Annotated in this window: 21 protein-coding genes; 6 read left to right on the forward strand and 15 right to left on the reverse strand. The window is 33.6% G+C overall.

The window, feature by feature from the left end:
• Nucleotides 1-168 precede the first annotated feature (168 nt).
• The 8 genes from GR162_RS05435 to GR162_RS05470 form a co-directional block, all read right to left on the reverse strand.
• Nucleotides 169-1,101: a transglutaminase gene (locus GR162_RS05435; RefSeq protein ID WP_066034633.1), complete on the reverse strand. Its 933-nt coding sequence runs from the start codon at nucleotides 1,099-1,101 to the stop codon at nucleotides 169-171.
• Between the two features lie 19 nt (nucleotides 1,102-1,120).
• The gene (locus GR162_RS05440) at nucleotides 1,121-1,972 is read right to left on the reverse strand and encodes a substrate-binding domain-containing protein (RefSeq protein WP_066034634.1); all 852 of its coding nucleotides are present in this window, start codon (nucleotides 1,970-1,972) and stop codon (nucleotides 1,121-1,123) included.
• A gap of 233 nt (nucleotides 1,973-2,205) precedes the next feature.
• A complete protein-coding gene (locus GR162_RS05445; protein WP_008464147.1) occupies nucleotides 2,206-2,682 on the reverse strand; it encodes a DUF4265 domain-containing protein in 477 nt (158 codons plus the stop codon).
• Nucleotides 2,682-3,074, reverse strand: coding sequence for a VOC family protein (locus tag GR162_RS05450; protein ID WP_091131691.1), 393 nt, complete (start codon nucleotides 3,072-3,074; stop codon nucleotides 2,682-2,684). The genes GR162_RS05445 and GR162_RS05450 overlap by 1 nt, the downstream gene beginning before the upstream one ends.
• A 3-nt stretch (nucleotides 3,075-3,077) precedes the next feature.
• Nucleotides 3,078-3,518, reverse strand: a complete 441-nt coding sequence (locus GR162_RS05455; protein ID WP_119790980.1) for a DinB family protein — start codon at nucleotides 3,516-3,518, stop codon at nucleotides 3,078-3,080.
• An 11-nt stretch (nucleotides 3,519-3,529) separates the two neighbouring features.
• Nucleotides 3,530-4,399, reverse strand: a complete 870-nt coding sequence (locus tag GR162_RS05460) for a nucleoside phosphorylase (protein ID WP_160781289.1) — start codon at nucleotides 4,397-4,399, stop codon at nucleotides 3,530-3,532.
• A gap of 114 nt (nucleotides 4,400-4,513) precedes the next feature.
• Nucleotides 4,514-4,846: a translation initiation factor gene (locus tag GR162_RS05465; protein WP_008464140.1), complete on the reverse strand. Its 333-nt coding sequence runs from the start codon at nucleotides 4,844-4,846 to the stop codon at nucleotides 4,514-4,516.
• Nucleotides 4,847-4,958: 112 nt separating this feature from the next.
• Complete coding sequence (locus GR162_RS05470) at nucleotides 4,959-5,909, reverse strand: isopenicillin N synthase family oxygenase (RefSeq protein WP_091131702.1); 951 nt, start codon at nucleotides 5,907-5,909, stop codon at nucleotides 4,959-4,961.
• A gap of 189 nt (nucleotides 5,910-6,098) precedes the next feature.
• Between GR162_RS05470 and GR162_RS05475 the strand changes: the two genes are divergently transcribed.
• Nucleotides 6,099-8,075 carry a thiamine pyrophosphate-dependent enzyme gene (locus tag GR162_RS05475; protein ID WP_160781290.1) on the forward strand — a complete coding sequence of 659 codons (1,977 nt, stop codon included), beginning with the start codon at nucleotides 6,099-6,101 and terminating at the stop codon, nucleotides 8,073-8,075.
• 54 nt (nucleotides 8,076-8,129) lie between these two features.
• Here the strand turns inward: GR162_RS05475 and GR162_RS05480 are convergent, their stop codons facing one another.
• From GR162_RS05480 to GR162_RS05495, 4 genes are all read right to left on the reverse strand, one after another.
• The gene (locus tag GR162_RS05480) at nucleotides 8,130-9,101 is read right to left on the reverse strand and encodes a zinc-binding alcohol dehydrogenase family protein (RefSeq protein ID WP_160781291.1); all 972 of its coding nucleotides are present in this window, start codon (nucleotides 9,099-9,101) and stop codon (nucleotides 8,130-8,132) included.
• A 125-nt stretch (nucleotides 9,102-9,226) separates the two neighbouring features.
• Entirely contained in the window at nucleotides 9,227-9,802 is a 576-nt protein-coding gene (locus GR162_RS05485; protein ID WP_160781292.1) for a Crp/Fnr family transcriptional regulator, read from the reverse strand.
• A gap of 28 nt (nucleotides 9,803-9,830) precedes the next feature.
• Nucleotides 9,831-10,298, reverse strand: a complete 468-nt coding sequence (locus GR162_RS05490; protein ID WP_160781293.1) for a hypothetical protein — start codon at nucleotides 10,296-10,298, stop codon at nucleotides 9,831-9,833.
• Nucleotides 10,299-10,303: 5 nt separating this feature from the next.
• On the reverse strand, nucleotides 10,304-10,711 hold the full coding sequence (locus GR162_RS05495) for a glyoxalase (protein ID WP_160781294.1): 408 nt from the start codon (nucleotides 10,709-10,711) through the stop codon (nucleotides 10,304-10,306).
• 82 nt (nucleotides 10,712-10,793) lie between these two features.
• Between GR162_RS05495 and GR162_RS05500 the strand changes: the two genes are divergently transcribed.
• Nucleotides 10,794-11,213: a hypothetical protein gene (locus tag GR162_RS05500; protein WP_160781295.1), complete on the forward strand. Its 420-nt coding sequence runs from the start codon at nucleotides 10,794-10,796 to the stop codon at nucleotides 11,211-11,213.
• 252 nt (nucleotides 11,214-11,465) lie between these two features.
• Here the strand turns inward: GR162_RS05500 and GR162_RS05505 are convergent, their stop codons facing one another.
• Nucleotides 11,466-12,713 (reverse strand): mechanosensitive ion channel family protein, encoded by a 1,248-nt coding sequence (locus tag GR162_RS05505; RefSeq protein WP_160781296.1) that lies wholly within the window; start codon nucleotides 12,711-12,713, stop codon nucleotides 11,466-11,468.
• Nucleotides 12,706-12,999 carry a DUF3817 domain-containing protein gene (locus GR162_RS05510; protein WP_160781297.1) on the reverse strand — a complete coding sequence of 98 codons (294 nt, stop codon included), beginning with the start codon at nucleotides 12,997-12,999 and terminating at the stop codon, nucleotides 12,706-12,708. Before GR162_RS05510 ends, GR162_RS05505 begins: the two co-directional genes overlap by 8 nt.
• A gap of 140 nt (nucleotides 13,000-13,139) precedes the next feature.
• On the opposite strand from GR162_RS05510, the gene GR162_RS05515 reads away from it, so the two are divergent.
• The 4 genes from GR162_RS05515 (at nucleotide 13,140) to GR162_RS05530 (ending at nucleotide 18,150) form a co-directional block, all read left to right on the forward strand.
• A complete protein-coding gene (locus tag GR162_RS05515; protein WP_160781298.1) occupies nucleotides 13,140-13,673 on the forward strand; it encodes a DUF6155 family protein in 534 nt (177 codons plus the stop codon).
• Nucleotides 13,674-13,782: 109 nt separating this feature from the next.
• Nucleotides 13,783-15,318, forward strand: coding sequence for a DEAD/DEAH box helicase (locus tag GR162_RS05520; RefSeq protein ID WP_160781299.1), 1,536 nt, complete (start codon nucleotides 13,783-13,785; stop codon nucleotides 15,316-15,318).
• 151 nt (nucleotides 15,319-15,469) lie between these two features.
• Nucleotides 15,470-16,804, forward strand: coding sequence for a DEAD/DEAH box helicase (locus GR162_RS05525; RefSeq protein WP_160781300.1), 1,335 nt, complete (start codon nucleotides 15,470-15,472; stop codon nucleotides 16,802-16,804).
• Between the two features lie 80 nt (nucleotides 16,805-16,884).
• Nucleotides 16,885-18,150 (forward strand): NAD(P)/FAD-dependent oxidoreductase, encoded by a 1,266-nt coding sequence (locus tag GR162_RS05530; protein WP_160781301.1) that lies wholly within the window; start codon nucleotides 16,885-16,887, stop codon nucleotides 18,148-18,150.
• Nucleotides 18,151-18,293: 143 nt separating this feature from the next.
• Here the strand turns inward: GR162_RS05530 and GR162_RS05535 are convergent, their stop codons facing one another.
• Nucleotides 18,294-18,593 (reverse strand): DUF4242 domain-containing protein, encoded by a 300-nt coding sequence (locus tag GR162_RS05535; protein WP_237421293.1) that lies wholly within the window; start codon nucleotides 18,591-18,593, stop codon nucleotides 18,294-18,296.
• Nucleotides 18,594-18,652 lie beyond the last annotated feature (59 nt).

Genomic DNA, 18,652 nt, shown 5'->3' on the forward strand with positions numbered 1-18,652 from the left:
CATTAAAATATTCGAAATCAAATATTTATAAAGATTTTTTTTACTTCTTAAATTGAATTGCTTTTAATGCTAAAGGCCTCTATTTTCGGTACTTTTACTGATAACCAGCTATTTATAAATCAGCACTGATAAAAGTCAAAATTAGTCTGATTGGCTTTCTAAGGCTAACTAATTTAAGGTTAAAGCCCCTAAAATTTCTTCATACATGAACGGTCCGCCTGGGTAAGTCGCGGTATAATCCAAATTCATCCACACTTGACCGCGTTCGTCTATATGATAGTGCAGTTTTTTGCCGTAGCTTTCTTTTACAAAGAGCACGTTTTTAATAAGATAATTGACTTTTTCTAAATCAATCATTGAACCAATTAATATTTCAGGATAAATATGTCCTTTCGTATGGATAAGGCGCGGAGTTCCGCCAATGGAACGCACGGCTGCTGCCATCAAAATAGAGTGATCATCGCAATCGCCAGAGAAATATTCTAAAGATTCGCTGGCGGTTGCAATATAATCACCGTCTTTTGGATCGTTTACATAGTTCCACCTGCTGTTTATTTCTTTAAAAACAGCAAAACATTGAATTATAGTTCGATAATCTGAATACCCTCTAATGCCTTTAAAATGCTTTGAAGTTGCCATAATAGCAAAATTTCGCACTTTCGGATTCTGATATTCTATAGCATTGATAATCTTTGTTTTATTTGGAAAAGGAAGCAGTTTTGCCACAATAATATCCTGCGGATAGGGATTATCGGACATGGTGTAAATCATAGAATTATAATCTTCTGAGATTTCGTTAAAACCATAATTTCCAATCACAGATCCATAAAACAGAATCAATAAATAAACTGCAACGCACAGAATAATAATTGTTCTGAGATACATCAGAAGAAAAAATACAGCTGCAAAAACAAAAATAAAGATGAATATACGATCTAGATTGAATGCCCATTCCAAATCGATCAAATTTTGATGCAGTATGATGAAAATCGGAATCGTAATTAAAAGACTTAGAATCGAAATAATAATCCTGTCCCACGGTGATTTCACCTGTAGTTTAGATTTTAATCTCGGTAAGTCAATTTTAGGGAATTTCATCATACGAATCAAAAAGCAGTATTTACAATGCTTTTACTGTTTCTACAAAAATACTTTTTTTATCAATAATTCCCAGATCAAATAATTGATTTTGAATTTTATTAAAAGATTTTTCTGTCAAATTTTTCTGCGACCATTGGGTCAATTTCAGCCATTCCTTAATATCTTCTTCTTTTTGATTAAACAGTTTAGACAATTTCTTGTCTATCTCTGGAATCTCTTTAAAATCAACTGTTGTCTTGTTGATTATTTTAAGAATTGTTTCGACCGTTTTGGCGTTCTTTTTTAAGAATTCGTCACGTACCACAATAATAAATGATGGCCAAGGAGTAGGGCAGTCTTCAATGCGTCTAAAAACACCTTTATCTACAAGCGGTTTCGTCATAAAACGTTCCCACATAAAATAATCAGCTTTTTTATTGGTCAGAGCATCTACAGCACCATCAATTGTATTAACAATCTCGAATTCAAGATCATCCATTTCCCAGCCTTGTTCATTTGCATTTACATAAGCCATTAATTGTGATCCCGAACCGACTCTGGAAATCGCCACTTTTTTATTCTTAAGATCTTTCAGCGTTTGAAAGTCTGATTTTGCATCGACGTGAATTCCCCAAATTAATGGAGATTGCACATAAACCTGAACAATCTTACTCGGATTACCAGCAGCAATATCTTTAAGAATTCCTTCGGTTAGAATAACAGCCAAATCTGTTTCTCCGTCACGAAGCATTTGACACATCTTCCCGGTTCCTTCGGGTACATTTGTCCATTGTAAATCGATGTTCTCTTCTTCAAATTCGCCGTTTTCAATACATAGATGCCACGGCAAATTGAAGTGTTCCGGAACACCCGCAATTTTGACAGTTTTCATTTATTTTAAGTTTAAGTTAAGTTGCTTGGTATGCGTATGCGTAATCTTATGGTTAAATTTGGTTAGTTTATTTGTTATTCATTTTTTTTTACACATAGAAACATAGTCTTTTAAAACGCTAAAAAAGGGCGTTTCACTAATTTCAGCAAATAGCTATGTGTTAAAGCCTGCTTTTTCTAAAATGTAAACATATTCAATAAAAATCTATGTTTCTATGTGTTCAAATTTTAAGTTTAGTTTTTCAATAAATCTGCCCTATGTTTTTCTGAAAGGCAAGGCTCTGCAAATTCTATAATGTCTTGAGATTCGTATTCATTTAAAAGGCTTCTCACCAATGAATAATCTACATCTTTAGCTATTTCTACGGCAAAAAAGGTTTCATTTAGCCCTTCAGATAAACAATTGATTGCTTTCAATTTTTCTCTGATAATTTCTTTATCAAAACCTTTTTCTAGAATAGCAACCTGAACAATCGAATTTCCAGAATTCTGAATCGTTTTTCTATGCATAAAACGTTCTTCTGTTTCATCATATTCTGCATAAAAAATGTCATCTGTAGCAATTAAAGGCCCGAAAAAAGGGATATTATCCAGCCTGAAAAGACCTTTCTCCAGATCGATAATTTCTGCCCACATGGTTTCAGAAACTACTTCATCCAGATAATCGCTATAGTATTTAAATAATATTTTTTTATGAGTTTCCTGTTCCATTATTCAATTTCGCTTATTACAGCTTTTAAGGGAGATATTACGATTCTATAGCCATCTGGATCCTGAATCATTTTTCCGTTTTCATTCCAGAAAGGATTCAGCGATGGTATAACTGCAATATTTTGCTGTGTTAATTTATTCACTAATTTATCGTAATCTGCAATAGTTTTTGGGTATAAGACCATAACATCGTCTTCATCAAAAGTATGTTTGGCTTTAACATCAGATTGGGTAAACTCAAAATGCCAGTCTAAACCCGGTTTTCCAATAAAAACGCCATCATAATTATTGTGATGTTCAAATCCGCCTAAGCGTTCAAATCCGAGTACATCAACATAAAAATTTTCAATTTTTGCTAAATCATTCGTATGTCTGGCTACTCTCAAAAACATAATCTATGCTCTTATTTGATTAATATGATGTTCTAAATGTTCAACATAATCGGTCATTAAAAACCTCAAATCTATTTCAGATCCGTCGGCCAAAATGATTTTGTAATCTAAAGCTTTTTCATCAACAGACTTCATTAATCTCACCATCTGTTTGTTTATGGTAAACCACAATTGAGTCAGCTCCTGGATATCTATTTTTTGGTACTGATTTAAATTTACTAAATCCATTTGATTATATGGTCTGTGGCGATATGGTTTTTCTGCATAATTAATCTCCGTAAAACGAACCAGATTATGAATTGCAGAATCTACCAAATGTCCTAAAATCTCTTTTTTAGACCATTTTCCAGGATTTTTTACTTCTAAAATATCATTGTTTAATGTCGGAATATAATTGACATTTTCGTTCAATAACTGTTCAAATTTAAGAATAGCGTCTTGCATAAAATCTCTAATTAATTACCTGCTAATTTATTCAATGTATAAGCAATCAATTCGTCAACAGCTTTGTACGGATCTGCACTGAAAGTTCCAGAAGCACGATTGGCAATAATAGCATTCAACGATAAAGCATTGTGGCCTAAAAGAGCAGAAAGTCCGTAGATTGCTGCTGTTTCCATTTCTAAATTAGTGATTTTAGTTTCGTTAAAACTAAAATTATCCATTTTATTATTTAATTCCTCATCTTGAATATTCAGACGCAAAACTCTTCCTTGCGGACCGTAGAATCCTCCAGCAGTTGCTGTAATTCCTTTAAAAATTCGATCAGATTCGATTAATTTTTCCAGTTTTTCAGAACATTGCGTCACATAAGGTTTTCCTTTTTTAGGATCCCAATTGGTATGTTTAACAAATGCATCTTCAATTTCTGTAATAGAAACATCGTCGATTAAGTAGGAGCGAAGCATATTGTCTAATCCTAAACCAAACTTCGACATTACAAAACTATCAACTGGAATATCTTCCTGCAAAGAGCCTGAAGTTCCAATTCTGATAATGTTTAAAGAAGTTAATTTTTCTTTTGGCTGACGCGTTTTCAGATCGATATTTACTAAAGCATCTAATTCGTTTAGTACGATATCAATATTATCAGGGCCAATTCCTGTAGAAACCACAGAAATTCTCTTGCCTTTATAAATACCCGTTTGGGTTTTAAATTCTCTTTTTTGAGCAGAATGCTCAATTGAATCGAAAAATTGAGTAATTTTTTCTACTCTGTTTTGGTCACCAACAAAAATAATGTCGTGTGCTATATGTTCAGGACGAAGGTTTAAGTGGTAAACGCTTCCGTCTGGATTTAATATCAATTCTGATGATTGTATCATTTCTTTTTAAGTTGCTAAGGTTCTGAGGTGCTAAGATTCTAAGTTTTAAATCTAAATTTCAAAAAGAAAATTCAAAATTCCAATCTTAAATCTAAATTCTGAAATCTAAAATCATTATCCACCTACACGTTTGGTTTTAAATCCTTTTTCTTTTAAGATTGCCATTATTTTATCTCGGTAATCGCCTTGAATTATAATCGAATCATCTTTAAAAGTTCCGCCAACGCTTAATTTGGTTTTGATTTCTTTGGCTAAGATTTTAAAATCTTCATCAGAACCTTCATAACCTTCAATAATAGTGGTTGGTTTTCCTTTTCTTTTTTCAAATTTACAAATCATAGGTTCCTTCTGAACGTAAAGAACGTGTTCTTGCTCTTCAACTTGTTCAGGCTCATTTGATTCAACATGATCTGGAAACAGATTCTTTAATTGATCTTTTAAGTCCATATTTTTTTATTCTAAAAATAAATTTTCAAGCATAAAGATATCTAAAAATTAAATTCCAAACCCCAAGAAAAACTTGGAATTTGGAATTTTTATATCTAGAAAATATTTAAGCTTACTTTTTGATTAAGCCTAATTCTACTAAACGTTCGTATAAGAACTCTCCAGCTGTAATATCTTCGTATTTTTTTGGGTTTTCTTCATCAATGCAATTTTCAAGACAATCCAAACGCATATCGCTTACTGGGTGCATGAAAAACGGAATTGAATAACGTGAAGTTCCCCACAATTCTCTTGGCGGATTTACCACTTGGTGAATTGTAGATTTTAGTTTATTATTGGTGTGTCTAGACAACATATCACCAACGTTGATTACCAATTCGTCATCTTCAGCAATGGCATCAATCCAATCGCCGTTGTGGTTTTGAACCTGTAATCCTTTTCCTTGAGCTCCCATCAACAATGTAATCAAGTTGATATCACCGTGAGCCGCCGCACGAATGGCGTTTTCTGGCTCAGAAGTAATAGGAGGATAGTGGATTGGTCTTAAAATTGAGTTTCCTTCTTTTGCGTATTCATCAAAATAAAACTCATCTAAACCTAAATGTAAAGCCAAAGCTCTTAAAACATAAACACCCGTTTTTTCCAATTTTTGGTACGCTTCTTTACCAACCGCATTAAAACGAGGCAATTCGGTAACTTCAACATTGTCTGGGTATTCAGAAGCCCATCTTGAATCTTTGTCAACGTATTGGCCAAAATGCCAAAATTCTTTTAAATCTCCTTCTTTGCGTCCTTTAGCATGTTCTTTTCCAAAAGAAACATAACCTCTTTGTCCGCCGATTCCAGGAATTTCATATTTATGCTTAGTTTCTATTGGCAAGGCGAAGAAGTTTCTAATTTCGCCATAAAGTTCGTTTACCAATTGGTCATCAAGAAAATGACCTTTTAAGGCTACGAAGCCAATGTTTTCAAATGCACTGCCGATTTCATTTACAAATTTTTGTTTACGTTTCGGGTCGTCCGAAAGGAAATCACGTAAGTCTACACTAGGAATGTTTTGCATACTTTACATTTTTTATTTTAAAGAAGAAAGGTGTCATAAGTACCTTTCGCTAACAAAGGTAGATAATATTTTAGAAAATAATCTTAAGCTCAGGCATTAAAAGCAGATTTCTGATTAAAATTTTATTTTATAATCTAATAAAACACCCGCAATTTGTTATATTTGAAACACTAAAAAACAAAAAATTACATGATCTTTTACCGCCAAAACCTGACTGACGCGCAATTATTAGATTTATATAAAAAAATATTAAAACCACGACTGATCGAAGAAAAGATGCTTATCTTGATTCGACAAGGAAAAGTTTCCAAATGGTTTTCTGGAATAGGACAAGAAGCCATTGCTGTTGGGGTAACAGCTGTTTTAGATCCGTCTGAATATGTGCTTCCAATGCACCGAAATCTTGGTGTTTTTACTACTAGAGAGATTCCGCTTCACCGTCTATTCTCGCAATGGCAAGGAAAAGCAAACGGTTTTACAAAAGGCCGAGATAGAAGTTTTCACTTCGGAACGCAAGAATATAATATCATTGGAATGATTTCGCATTTGGGACCTCAGTTAGGAATTGCTGACGGAATCGCTCTTGCGAATAAACTTCAAGACAATAAAAAAATTACCGCTGTTTTTACCGGAGAAGGCGCTACAAGCGAAGGCGATTTCCACGAAGCTCTAAATATTGCAGCCGTTTGGAAACTGCCTGTAATGTTTGTTATTGAAAATAATGGTTACGGACTTTCAACGCCAACCAACGAACAATATGCTTGTGAAAATCTTGCAGATAAAGGAATTGGTTACGGAATTGAAAGCTGGATTATTGACGGAAATAATATTGTCGAAATCTACAATAAACTGTCTAAGTTAAAGAAAGAAATGCAAGAAGATCCGCGTCCGATTTTATTGGAGTTCAAAACCTTCAGAATGCGCGGTCATGAAGAGGCGAGTGGTACAAAATACGTTCCTCAGGATTTAATGGATCAATGGGAACTGAGAGATCCTGTTACCAATTACAGAAAATATTTGACCGAAAACGGAATTCTAACCGCTGAATTAGACGAACAATTTCATGCCCAAATCAAACACGAAATTGATGAAAATTGGGCAGTTGCAAATGCTGAACCTGAAATTGAACCAACTTACAGTGGGGAATTAGATGATGTTTATGAAGAGTTTCAATATGAGGAATATAGTCCTAATTCTGAATCAGAAAATATTCGTTTTATAGATGCCATCAGAAATAGTTTAGAGCAGTCTATGTGGCGCCATAAAAACCTTGTGATTATGGGGCAGGATATTGCTGAATATGGCGGAGCTTTTAAAATTACAGAGGGTTTTGTTGATGCTTTTGGAAAAGACAGAATACGCAATACGCCAATTTGCGAAAGCGGCGTGATTTCAACCGGAATGGGGCTTTCTATAAATGGATATAAAGCGATTGTAGAAATGCAATTTGCCGATTTTGTTTCGTCTGGATTTAATCCGATTGTGAATCTTTTGGCTAAATCTCATTACCGCTGGGGCGAAAAAGCCGATGTTGTCGTTCGTATGCCTTGCGGTGGAGGAACTCAGGCTGGGCCATTTCACTCACAAACCAACGAAGCTTGGTTTACTAAAACGCCTGGTTTAAAAGTAGTTTATCCAGCATTTCCATACGATGCAAAGGGGCTTTTGAACACAGCAATTAACGACCCAAATCCTGTTTTATTCTTCGAACATAAATTATTATACCGCAGTATTTATCAAGATGTTCCGAAAGACTATTATACTATTCCTTTAGGTAAAGCCGCTTTGGTAAAAGAAGGAAAATCGGTAACGATTATTGCTTTTGGAGCAACTGTTCATTGGACTTTAGACACTTTATCGCAACATGCAGAAATTGATGCTGATGTAATTGATTTAAGAACTTTACAGCCTTTAGATACCGAAACTATTTTTGCTTCTATTAAGAAAACAGGAAGAGCTATTATTTACCAAGAAGACACAATGTTTGGCGGAATCGCAAGTGATATTTTGGCTTTAATTATGGAAAACTGCTTCGAATATCTAGATGCTCCTGTAAAACGCGTAGCGAGTTTAGATTCTCCAATTCCGTTCACAAAAGCTTTAGAAGATCAGTTTTTACCGAAAAATAGATTTGAACAAGTTTTACTTGAGGTTCTAAGATACTAAGTAGCTAAGACGCTAAGGTTCTGAGTCTAAAAAAAACTTAGTACCTTAGAACCTTTAAATAAGAACCACTAAACGTCTTCCATCAGGAACTTCTGTATTCCACATTTTTTCTATATCTGATAAATTCACCGTTTCAATATTTACTTTTAGTATATTTTTTGAAGCCAAAAGAAACATTTCAGGCAGGATTTCAGAAAATAATAGCTTGACTTCTTCTTTTGACCAACTTCCTAATCCTGAACCTGATAACTGAAGATCGACACTTCGTAAAATCTGTGCAGATAATTGAATGGTATCTCCAGAAATTGAGCCAACAGAAACATATCGGGTTTTATGCGTAAAATTTCCATTTCCTTTTAAAACCGAAAGAATTAGTTCTGCCGAATGTCCCCATAAATAATCTATTACAATATCTATTGGAGTATTTTTATGGATTTCTCTTAGCTGAGAAATAAAATATTCGTCGTCTTGTTTTAGGGAAAGAATTTCGTCGGCGCCCAATTCCAAAAGACTTTCAAGCGATTTTTCATTTCTTCCTGTAACAATAATGTTTTTAGCTCCATAATGCTTTGTAATTTGAACAGCCATTTGTCCCGTAAAGCCAGTTGCTCCATTAATTAAAACCGTTTCTCCTGGTTTTATTCCCGCTCTAAAACGAAGTGCCATTGCCGAACCAGCGACTGCATTTGGCATTGCTGCGGCTGTTGCATCATCGATTCTGTCTGGCAAAGCCACCATTCGGTTTTTCTCAACAAGTGCTTTTTCGGCTATTGTTCCAGAGATACCGCGAGCGTAAACTCTTGTTCCGTTTTCTAGAACTCCGATTCCGTCGCTTCCGACTATAAATCCGTTTTGATTTTCTTTTTCTGAAGAATAATGTTCTCCGCTCGCAATTCCTTTATCCAAATTGGTAATGGCTACGGCTTTTACCGAAACCAAAACTTCGTTTTCATTTGATGTAATTGGTTCTGGAAATTCTGAATATTTTGGCAATTCGCCTTTTTTATAAACTACTGCTGCTTTCATAATTATTTAATTTTATGAAGCAAAATTATAAAGTCGTATATGGGCAAACGATAACATTTGTTATCAAATTTTTCTTTAAACCATATAAGTTATATAAGTCAATTTAAGCTTGACTTAAAAGTCAATTATTCTTTACTTAATAGTTTACTTTTTAGTCTGCTTAGATGCACAGTCGTTATCCCCAAATAAGAAGCGATATAATGCTGCGGAACACGCATTATGATCTGAGGCCTTTCTTTAATTAAATTAGTATATCGTTCTACAGGAGAATTTTTTATGAACGAAACAAAATATTTCATATAATCAAAAGTACGCTCAAAAAGCATATTAATTAGACTATCCCTTAATTCTGGAATTTCTTTGATTTCTTCGAGAATTTTATCCAGATCATTTTTATGAATCCACCATAAAACTGAAGGTTCAATCGTTTCTATGTTTGTTGGACTTGGAAGTTTCTTCATAAAACTTTCGATTGAAGCAACACTCTGATTTTCAAAGAAGAATTGCGTAGTAAGATCCTTTCCATTATTGTTAAACCAAACCCGAATACAACCCTTTTCAATCATATAAAGCTTTTTTGAAACTTCACCTTCTTCTAAAAGAGTTGTTTTTGCAGGAACTTCCATCCGATTGAAATAACCAATGTATTCGTTCCATTTTTCATCGGTTAAAGGGAATTTATTTCGGAATTGGTTGAACATTGATTTATTCTAAAATTTAATATTGTTTTTAATCAGAACTATATCCTGCTCCAGTTGCTAAAATATGAAAGATTATAAGATTTAAAAACTCTAGGTTTTCATCATTTATATTTAAAAGTATCTTTGGATTTGAAACCCAATTTTTCTGTTTTAACTGAGAAACCCTAATTTCTTTAAAATAATAGGAAAAATTTCCGTTAATAGCAATAAAATAACCTTGCTTTGTATATAACCTCTCGTTAGTATCAAAAACTATTCTCGTATCTGTTATTTCTACTATATTCTCCTTAACTAATTCGTTCTGGAATAAAATCTTATAATGAGAATTTATGAGAGTCATTTTATATTCTACCTCTAAAAGCAAAATGTTGTCATGATTGTAAATTTTTGTAATCCTGTTTGCCCAGTTGAATTTTACCTTAGAGTAAAACGACAGCTCATTATTTTTATAAACATATAAACTCCGTTTTTTATCTTGAAGAATTTCTATTTCCATTAAAATCACTTAGAATCAGACTCCACTTCAAACAATTGCACCTGATTTTTCAATCGGTCAATTAATAAATTCATCATACGTTTATTTAAGTCAGAAGAATTTTGAATATAAGTATTGTATTCGTCAACTGTAAAAAGCGCCATTACAATTCCTTTTAACGAATTTCTGAATTTAATGTCTTTTTGAATAGAATTTTCGATGGTCTGAAGTTTCTTTTCAACTGAATAAGAATAAAAATCAGGTTTGTTTTTGTTTACATAATTGATAAAAACGGCTATAAATAGATCGTTTTGAAGTTTTAAAATAGGTCTGATGGTCTGGTTTTGAAAGATCTCATCTGCTGAAGATTGAGCACTTACGGTTCCTAAAGTTTTGCCTCTGAATTCTTTTAAAAAAGTGTCTCTATCTTCCATGGGGTTTTGTTTTTAGTTTTCTTTAAAGTTAAAGAAATAATCCCACAGTAAAAACCTATTTTTGTTTTTCTAAAAATAAATTATGCGATTATTTCTGTTTCTCTGCTTATTACTAGCTTCTTGCAATTCTAAAGAAGATAAAGAAAAATACAATCACCAATTATATCGTGCTGTAAACAATAAAGACACGGCTGTTTTAGACATTCACATCAATAATAAACGTTTTTACGGACGCTACGAAATTTCGCATTACGGAACAGGAAAAGATTCTGGCGATGTGAGAGGTGACTTAAGAGGCGATACGCTGAGAGGCGATTTCCATTATATTTCTTTTGGTGGCGGATGGAAAAGAGTTCCTTTGGCACTTTTAAAGAAAGACGAAAAACTTTATTTAGGAAAAGGAGTAATCGGAACGTATTTCAATCTTCCGTGTTATGTTCCAGAAGTTCCTATTGAGTATAATAATCCTGAATTTCTTTTCGAAAGGATAGAAGAGAAGTGAATGTTACAAAATTCCAAATTTTAAAATTCCAAATTCCAAACGTGAATTACTTTGTGTATTTTACCGCAATCCCGATAGCTATCGGGAGCAAGGTTTTTTGATATGCTAAATCTTCTAAAAACGCAAAGTTCGCAAAGCTTTGTGTAAAAACTTTGCGAACCTTGCGTTCCCGATAGCTATCGGGATTGCGCTCTTTGCGGTAAAAATACACGCAATCTATTTCAACTTGAAACCTGAAACTTGAAACAAAATCTAACTTAAAGTAGAAGGCAATTCAAAAATTTCAAGATCAAAATATCTTACTGACGCCATTACGTGGTCGAAAATATCGGCCATAATATATTCATAATTTGCCCAGCGCTTGTCACTTGAAAATACGTAAATCTCCAACGGAACTCCATGTGCCGTCGATTGCAACTGTCGGCATATGATGTGCATATTTTTATTTAATCCGGGATGATCAGTCAAATATTGAATGATGTATTTTCTAAACAATCCTAAATTGGTCATGTTTCGGCCATTTAGCGAAAGCGTTTTATCAATTCCTCTAAGATCATTGTATCGGTCAATTTCCGCTTGACGGCTATCAATATAAGAAGTGATGAGCTGTACTTTTCGCAATTGACGCAAATCTTCATCATTTAAAAAACGAATGGTGCTGCTTTTAATCAAAATATGTCTTTTGATGCGTCTCCCTTCAGATTTCTGCATTCCGCGCCAGTTCTGAAAAGAATCTGAACTTAAAGCATAGGTTGGAATTGTGGTTATGGTGTTATCAAAATTTCGAACTTTTACAGTTGTCAAATTGATTTCGATAACATCTCCGTCAGCTCCAAATTTATCCATTGTAATCCAGTCGCCAATACGAACCATATCATTTATGGCAACCTGAACACTAGAAACAAATCCAAGAATCGTATCTCTGAAAATCAAGATGATAATTGCCGAAAGTGTTCCTAGAATAGTTAAAAGTTCTCCTTTCTTAATTCCGAATAAAGTCGAAATAATCATGGCAACTCCAAAAATCCAAAGCACGATCATAATAACCTGAACAAAGCTGTCAATTGGTTTATCGCTGTATTCTGGTTTTTGTTTTAAATAATCACGTAACGAATTAAAAACAGTTCTAACAATCCATAATCCGAGTAATACAATATAGATGCCGACTATTTTTCCAAACATGGATTCCCAATATTCGTATTTATCCAGAATAACGGGAACGGCTTTGTAAATAAAGAAAAACGGAATTAAATAAGCGGTATATCTAGTGGTTTTATTTTGAATTAAATAATCGTCAAATTTAGTTTTAGTTCGCTGAGCGAAAATAGCGGTCAAAGTGACTAAAATAAATTTGGCGGCGTAATAAATTACATAAGCAAGTGCTATTAAAATAGCGATGTTAAAGATCAAGCTGGTATAAGACGCCACGTTGCGGCTCATTCCCCAATCTCTAAAAACAGGATATAAAAAATTAAATATTTTCTCCAAAAACTTATGCATTTGCTTTAGTTTCTAAATATTTTTTCTCAATGTAAAAAGTTCCAAGCGGAATAAGAGAAGCCACTAAAATGATTGCAAAAGTTTTTAAATCCCAATTCATTGATTTTTTCAATAAAAAGGCTAAAAGAATGTATCCGATAAATAAAACACCGTGTGTCATTCCTAACGGACGTAATAATGTATGGTAAAGTTCAGGATTATTGTTTTTGATAATTAACATATTAGCAAATAATACTAAATAAGAGATTCCCTCTAAAATGGCAGTAACTTTGAAAATCTTGAGCATGTATATATTTTTTAAGTTTTATGCCAGCAAAATTAAGGATTCTGGATTGATTTTAGAATTTAAAACTCACAAATTAAATCAATCCGATGGGCTGAAAATTGGAATTTGGAATTTAAAATTTTGAAAATTATCTTTACTCTATGAGTAAAAGAGATTTAAAAAAATATTTAGGCGAATTATCAAAAGAGCAGTTGGAAGAACAATTGATAGAATTGTACGAGAAATTTGCTCCCGTAAAAGTGTATTATGACTTTGTTTTTAACCCGAAAGAAGACAAATTGCTTCAGGAGGCAAAAGTCAAAATCTCGCACGAATATTTCCCAATCAAAAAACCTGGAGCAAAATGGCGTCCGAAAGCCAAAATGAGAAGATCTGTTGCTCAAAAATTAATTAAACATTTTATTATGTTGGGCGTAGACTCGTATATAGTGGCTGACATTATGCTTTATAATATTGAAATTGCGCAAACGTTTTCTTCGCAGAATTTCGTCAAACAGGAATTATTTTACAAAAGCATCTTTAATTCTTTTGAGCAGGCGGTAAATTATATTGTTTCAAACGGAATTTTTACTGATTTTAAATTGCGAATTAATGCTATTTTGGAGGAAACTTTAAATCAAAAATGGAAAAATAGATACGATTTTGAGGCAATTTTAGAGAAAATCGACTACTAGAACCCTTTCTCATATAAAATCTTTATTCAAAAAAAATATTTATTTTACGTTAAAAGAGGATGAATAACTGTTTTTTCGATGTATTTTTGCAAAAATCCAAAAATAAACAATGTCTCAAACTTTAGAAATACAAAGAGAAGATAAAAAAGAACTGTATGCATACCAAAAAGGCGATATTGACGCTATTTTTGACCGTTTAGATAATGCTCCTCCGAAACACCACTTACTGTATCAGCTTCCAACTGGAGGAGGAAAAACAGTAATATTTTCTGAAATCGTACGCCGCTATTTGTCTAATAACGATAAAAAAGTGGTGGTTTTGACGCACCGTATTGAACTTTGTAAACAAACTTCAAAAATGTTGACAGGTTTTGGCGTTACAAACAAAATAATCAATAGTAAAGTAAAAGAATTGCCAGACCAGAATGATTTTTCATGTTTTGTGGCAATGGTTGAAACTTTAAAAAACCGTATTAATGATGAAAAACTTCATCTAGACAATATTGGTTTGGTTATTATTGATGAGGCACACTACAACTCATTTAGAAAATTATTAAACTCATTTAAAAATGCTTTTATCCTTGGAGTAACGGCAACACCTTTGAGTTCTAATATAAAATTGCCGATGCACCAAAGCTACCACGAACTTATTGTTGGTGATACAATTGGTTCATTAATCGAAAAAGGATTCTTGGCAAAAGCAACAACTTACAGCTACGATGTTGGTCTGACTTCGTTAAAAGTAGGTATCAATGGAGATTATACTGTAAAATCTTCAGACGATTTGTATACCAATACTTTGATGCAGGAAAAACTGCTTCATGCGTATACAGAACGTTCTTTAGGGAAGAAAACTTTGATTTTCAATAACGGTATTCATACTTCTTTATATGTATATGAAACGTTCAGAGAAGCAGGATACGATATCAGACACTTAGATAACACAAGCAGTTCTGAAGAGCGTAAAGACATTCTGCAATGGTTTAAAAAGACTCCAGATGCCATTTTGACTTCTGTTGGAATTTTGACAACTGGTTTTGACGAGCCTACTGTAGAGACGATTATTTTGAACAGAGCAACAAAATCGTTGACTTTGTATTTCCAAATGATTGGTCGAGGTTCTCGTAAATTGCCTGGAAAAGATGAGTTTACAGTTATAGATTTAGGAAACAACGCCGCTCGTTTTGGTTTATGGAGTGACCCTGTAAACTGGCAGCATATCTTTAAATCGCCAGAGTTTTACTTGGAAAATCTTCGGGATGACCACGAAATTGAAATGTTCTTTAAATACAGCATGCCAGCAGAATTGCGTGCGAAATTTAGCAAAACTGCCGATGTTAGTTTTGATGTAGATGAAGAGCACAAATTAATCATCAAACAGAATCTTCGTTCTAAAGTCGTTTTGGATAAATCTCTAGATCAGCATGCTTCGATGTGTGTTGATAATACTGAAACGCTACAGGAAGCAAAAATGCTAGCAAGAGAATTAGAAGATGATATTGAAGATCGTATCAAACGTTATTCTAAATGTTTGAGCCAATGCAGTAAAAACTACCGCGAATGGCTGGTTGACGATTACAAACAAAGATTAACTTTATTAATCGGTAAAAAATATCGTGAGAAAATCATGAATGAGCCTGATTGATAATTTCAATTAATACAAAAAATTATATGATCTTTGTCAAAGTTTAAAACTTTGGCAAAGATTTTTATTTTCAAGTCATCCCAAAAAAACATTCAAATACTGAGTAATCTGTATCAAATCTAAAATCAGAACTCAAAAATCTAAAATAATTATGTCTCAACCATTCTCAACATTAGGAATTTCGGCTCCAATTTTAAAAGCTTTAAGCGAGTTAAACATTGTTGAACCAACAGAAATTCAACAAAAAACAATTCCGTTATTTTTGGACGAAGCCCATGATATTGTTGGTTTGGCCAAAACAGGAACGGGAAAAACTGCTGCTTTTGGATTGCCTTTATTGCAATTGGTCAATACAGAATCAACAACAGTTCAAGCTGTGATTTTAGTTCCAACCAGAGAATTGGGCCAGCAGATTTTCAGAAACTTAGAAAGTTTTTCAAAATATATTCCGAATATATCTATTGCTCAAATTTGTGGGGGAACACCAATAAAACCGCAAATTGAAAGGTTAAAAGAAGGCGCTCAAATTGTAGTGGCAACTCCTGGACGCTTAATCGATCTAATTCAGAGAGAAGCTATCAATTTAAAACTAGCTGAATATTTGGTATTGGATGAAGCAGACGAAATGGTGGCGATTCTTAAAGAAAGTTTGGATCAAATTATTGCCGAACTTCCCAAAAAACACCGCACTTTATTATTTTCAGCGACACTTCCTGGAACCATAAAACAGCTGATTCAGAATTATTTGCATAAAAATGTAGTTCAGATTAGTGCCAATATGGAAACAGTTGGTAATGAAGGAATAGATCATGAGTATATTGTGGTCGATCCGATTGAAAAATTGGAAGTTTTAATGCATTTCTTAAATTCTAGAGACGGAGAACGAGGAATTATTTTCTGTAAAACTAAAGCTGCTGTTAATAAATTAGCCAAAAATCTGGCAATAAATAAGTTCTCTTCGGGAGCGCTTCATGGAAGTTTAACGCAAGGAATTCGTGATAGAATTATGGAACAGTTTCGCGAAGGCCACATCAATATCTTAGTTGCAACCGATTTGGCTGCGAGAGGAATAGATGTAAAAGAAATCTCCTATGTAATTAATTATCATTTGCCTGATACTTACGAAAATTATGTTCACCGAAGCGGAAGAACCGCGAGGGCAGGAGCAAAAGGACTTTCCTTAACGGTTTTGCAGCAAGAAGAAGTTTTTGAAATTGCTGATTTTGAAAGAGAATTGGGAATTCAGTTTTCTGAGTTTAAAAAACCTTCCGCAGCAAGCGTAGAAGAAAATAATATGCTTTTGTGGGCAAGACAAATCTTTAAAACAAAACCAAATCATGAACTTTCGGCTGATTTAAAAACAAAAGTAAAAACCGTTTTTCATCATTTGACTAAAGACGAACTAATCGAGAAATTAATGGCAAGTTATGTCTTACAGAACAAAATCGATATAGTTGAAAAAACAGTTAAAAAATTCAAAAAGTAATAAATATGACAATTGTCATTGCATATTAAAGTTGTATATTTATAAGGAATTATTTTATAATCCTACTTAATACAACATATATGAAAATAGTCATTATTGGAGGTGGATTTGCAGGAATTAATCTGGCAAAAGAGCTTGTAAATCAGCCTCAAATACAAGTAACGCTTGTAGACAAGAATAATTATAACTTTTTCCCACCACTTATATATCAAGTTGCCACGGCATTTTTAGAGCCATCGAGCATTAGTTATCCATTTAGAAAATTCTTTGCTGGCAAAAAAAATCTGCAGTTTCGTTTAGGCGAATTATTATCAGTTTCTCCTGCCGAAAAGAAAATCACTCTAAGCAACGGAGAGCTAGAATACGATTATCTTGTTTTCGCAACTGGAGCAGAAACGAGTTATTTTGGCATGGAAAACGTGATGAAAAACGCTATTCCGATGAAAACCTTAAATGATGCCATCGTAATGCGTAATACACTGCTGAAAAACCTTGAAAAAGCAGCGATTTGTAAGGATATGCGAAAAAGACGTAAATTACTTACAATCGTAGTGGCAGGAGGGGGACCAACAGGAGTGGAGGTTTCTGGAATGTTTGCCGAAATGAGAAAAAATATTCTATTGAAGGAATACCCTGAATTAGATACTTCTGCAAGCAATATTTATTTAGTTGATGGTGGTGATGCACTTTTGGCTCCAATGAGCAAAGATTCCCAAAAAGATACTTTAGAGGCTTTGACTAAACTTGGAGTCGTGGTGAAATTAAACACTAAAGTTGTAGATTACGTTGACGATACCGTTGTTTTTGAAAATGGAGAAACCATCAAAACCAAAAACTTAATTTGGGCCGCTGGGGTTTCTGCTAAAATTTTCGAAGGAATTCCAAAAGAAAGTTACGGACGTGGCCGACGTATGGCTACGGATGAATTCAATAAAGTAAACGGTGTGGATAATATTTATGCCATTGGTGACACTGCTATTTTAGCAGGAGATAAAAATTTCCCTGATGGTCATCCGCAGGTTGCACAAGTAGCTATTCAGCAAGGTCTGAATCTGGCTAAAAACTTCAAGGCCATGGTTGCTAACAAACCGCTTAAACCTTTTGCTTACAAAGACAAAGGATCTATGGCAATTATCGGAAAAGCAAAAGCTGTTGTAGATTTACCAAGTCCAAAATGGCATTTTAAGGGTTTCTTTGCTTGGATCATCTGGCTATTTATCCACTTAATTTCGCTAATCACTTACAGAAACAGATTAAATACATTCTGGAACTGGATGGTAGCGTATTTCGCAAAAGATCAATCGCTTAGAATGATTATCAGACCAGATAAAAAGACACAAAACTAAAATTATAGAAATTCCAATTTTTTAAATTCCAAATTCCAAAATTGGAAGCTTTAAATACTAAAAAGCCAAAAACATTTTGTTTTTGGCTTTTCTATTTTTCAATAGATTGAATTTGGAATTTTAAAAAATTGAAATTTAACTATTTATTCAGCAGTAGTTGGGTCGATTATTCCTGTGACCTGATTTACAGAATTGGCTGGAAAGCCTCCTAATTTAGCGTGTTCATAAACCATTTCTTCATTTGGCGCTATATAAATGCAATACAATTTATCGTTTGTAATATAGCTGTTAACCCATTGAATTTGAGTTCCTAGTTGACTAAGTACGCCACAGGAGGCCTGCGAAATACTTTTTAATTGATCAGATGTAAGTTTACCGGCATTTGGGATTTCTCTTTCAATAACATATTTAGGCATAATCTTTAGAAATTTATTCCTACTCATGTGGCTTTTCGGTTTCGCCCCGTTTTTAAAATGGTTTCTGGATTCCATTCCATTTTATG

Source organism: Flavobacterium sp. HBTb2-11-1 (genome assembly GCF_009826975.1).
GTDB lineage: Bacteria > Bacteroidota > Bacteroidia > Flavobacteriales > Flavobacteriaceae > Flavobacterium.

Excerpts from the sequence above, each read along its gene's own strand:
- GR162_RS05535 (WP_237421293.1), bottom strand. The coding sequence starts at position 18,593 with ATGAGTAGGAATAAATTTCTAAAGATTATGCCTAAATATGTTATTGAA.
- GR162_RS05505 (WP_160781296.1), bottom strand. The coding sequence starts at position 12,713 with ATGCATAAGTTTTTGGAGAAAATATTTAATTTTTTATATCCTGTTTTT.
- GR162_RS05515 (WP_160781298.1), top strand. The coding sequence starts at position 13,140 with ATGAGTAAAAGAGATTTAAAAAAATATTTAGGCGAATTATCAAAAGAG.
- GR162_RS05480 (WP_160781291.1), bottom strand. The coding sequence starts at position 9,101 with ATGAAAGCAGCAGTAGTTTATAAAAAAGGCGAATTGCCAAAATATTCA.
- GR162_RS05490 (WP_160781293.1), bottom strand. The coding sequence starts at position 10,298 with ATGGAAATAGAAATTCTTCAAGATAAAAAACGGAGTTTATATGTTTAT.
- GR162_RS05445 (WP_008464147.1), bottom strand. The coding sequence starts at position 2,682 with ATGGAACAGGAAACTCATAAAAAAATATTATTTAAATACTATAGCGAT.
- GR162_RS05460 (WP_160781289.1), bottom strand. The coding sequence starts at position 4,399 with ATGATACAATCATCAGAATTGATATTAAATCCAGACGGAAGCGTTTAC.
- GR162_RS05530 (WP_160781301.1), top strand. The coding sequence starts at position 16,885 with ATGAAAATAGTCATTATTGGAGGTGGATTTGCAGGAATTAATCTGGCA.
- GR162_RS05435 (WP_066034633.1), bottom strand. The coding sequence starts at position 1,101 with ATGATGAAATTCCCTAAAATTGACTTACCGAGATTAAAATCTAAACTA.
- GR162_RS05500 (WP_160781295.1), top strand. The coding sequence starts at position 10,794 with ATGCGATTATTTCTGTTTCTCTGCTTATTACTAGCTTCTTGCAATTCT.
- GR162_RS05465 (WP_008464140.1), bottom strand. The coding sequence starts at position 4,846 with ATGGACTTAAAAGATCAATTAAAGAATCTGTTTCCAGATCATGTTGAA.
- GR162_RS05475 (WP_160781290.1), top strand. The coding sequence starts at position 6,099 with ATGATCTTTTACCGCCAAAACCTGACTGACGCGCAATTATTAGATTTA.
- GR162_RS05525 (WP_160781300.1), top strand. The coding sequence starts at position 15,470 with ATGTCTCAACCATTCTCAACATTAGGAATTTCGGCTCCAATTTTAAAA.
- GR162_RS05440 (WP_066034634.1), bottom strand. The coding sequence starts at position 1,972 with ATGAAAACTGTCAAAATTGCGGGTGTTCCGGAACACTTCAATTTGCCG.
- GR162_RS05470 (WP_091131702.1), bottom strand. The coding sequence starts at position 5,909 with ATGCAAAACATTCCTAGTGTAGACTTACGTGATTTCCTTTCGGACGAC.
- GR162_RS05510 (WP_160781297.1), bottom strand. The coding sequence starts at position 12,999 with ATGCTCAAGATTTTCAAAGTTACTGCCATTTTAGAGGGAATCTCTTAT.
- GR162_RS05485 (WP_160781292.1), bottom strand. The coding sequence starts at position 9,802 with ATGTTCAACCAATTCCGAAATAAATTCCCTTTAACCGATGAAAAATGG.
- GR162_RS05450 (WP_091131691.1), bottom strand. The coding sequence starts at position 3,074 with ATGTTTTTGAGAGTAGCCAGACATACGAATGATTTAGCAAAAATTGAA.
- GR162_RS05495 (WP_160781294.1), bottom strand. The coding sequence starts at position 10,711 with ATGGAAGATAGAGACACTTTTTTAAAAGAATTCAGAGGCAAAACTTTA.
- GR162_RS05455 (WP_119790980.1), bottom strand. The coding sequence starts at position 3,518 with ATGCAAGACGCTATTCTTAAATTTGAACAGTTATTGAACGAAAATGTC.
- GR162_RS05520 (WP_160781299.1), top strand. The coding sequence starts at position 13,783 with ATGTCTCAAACTTTAGAAATACAAAGAGAAGATAAAAAAGAACTGTAT.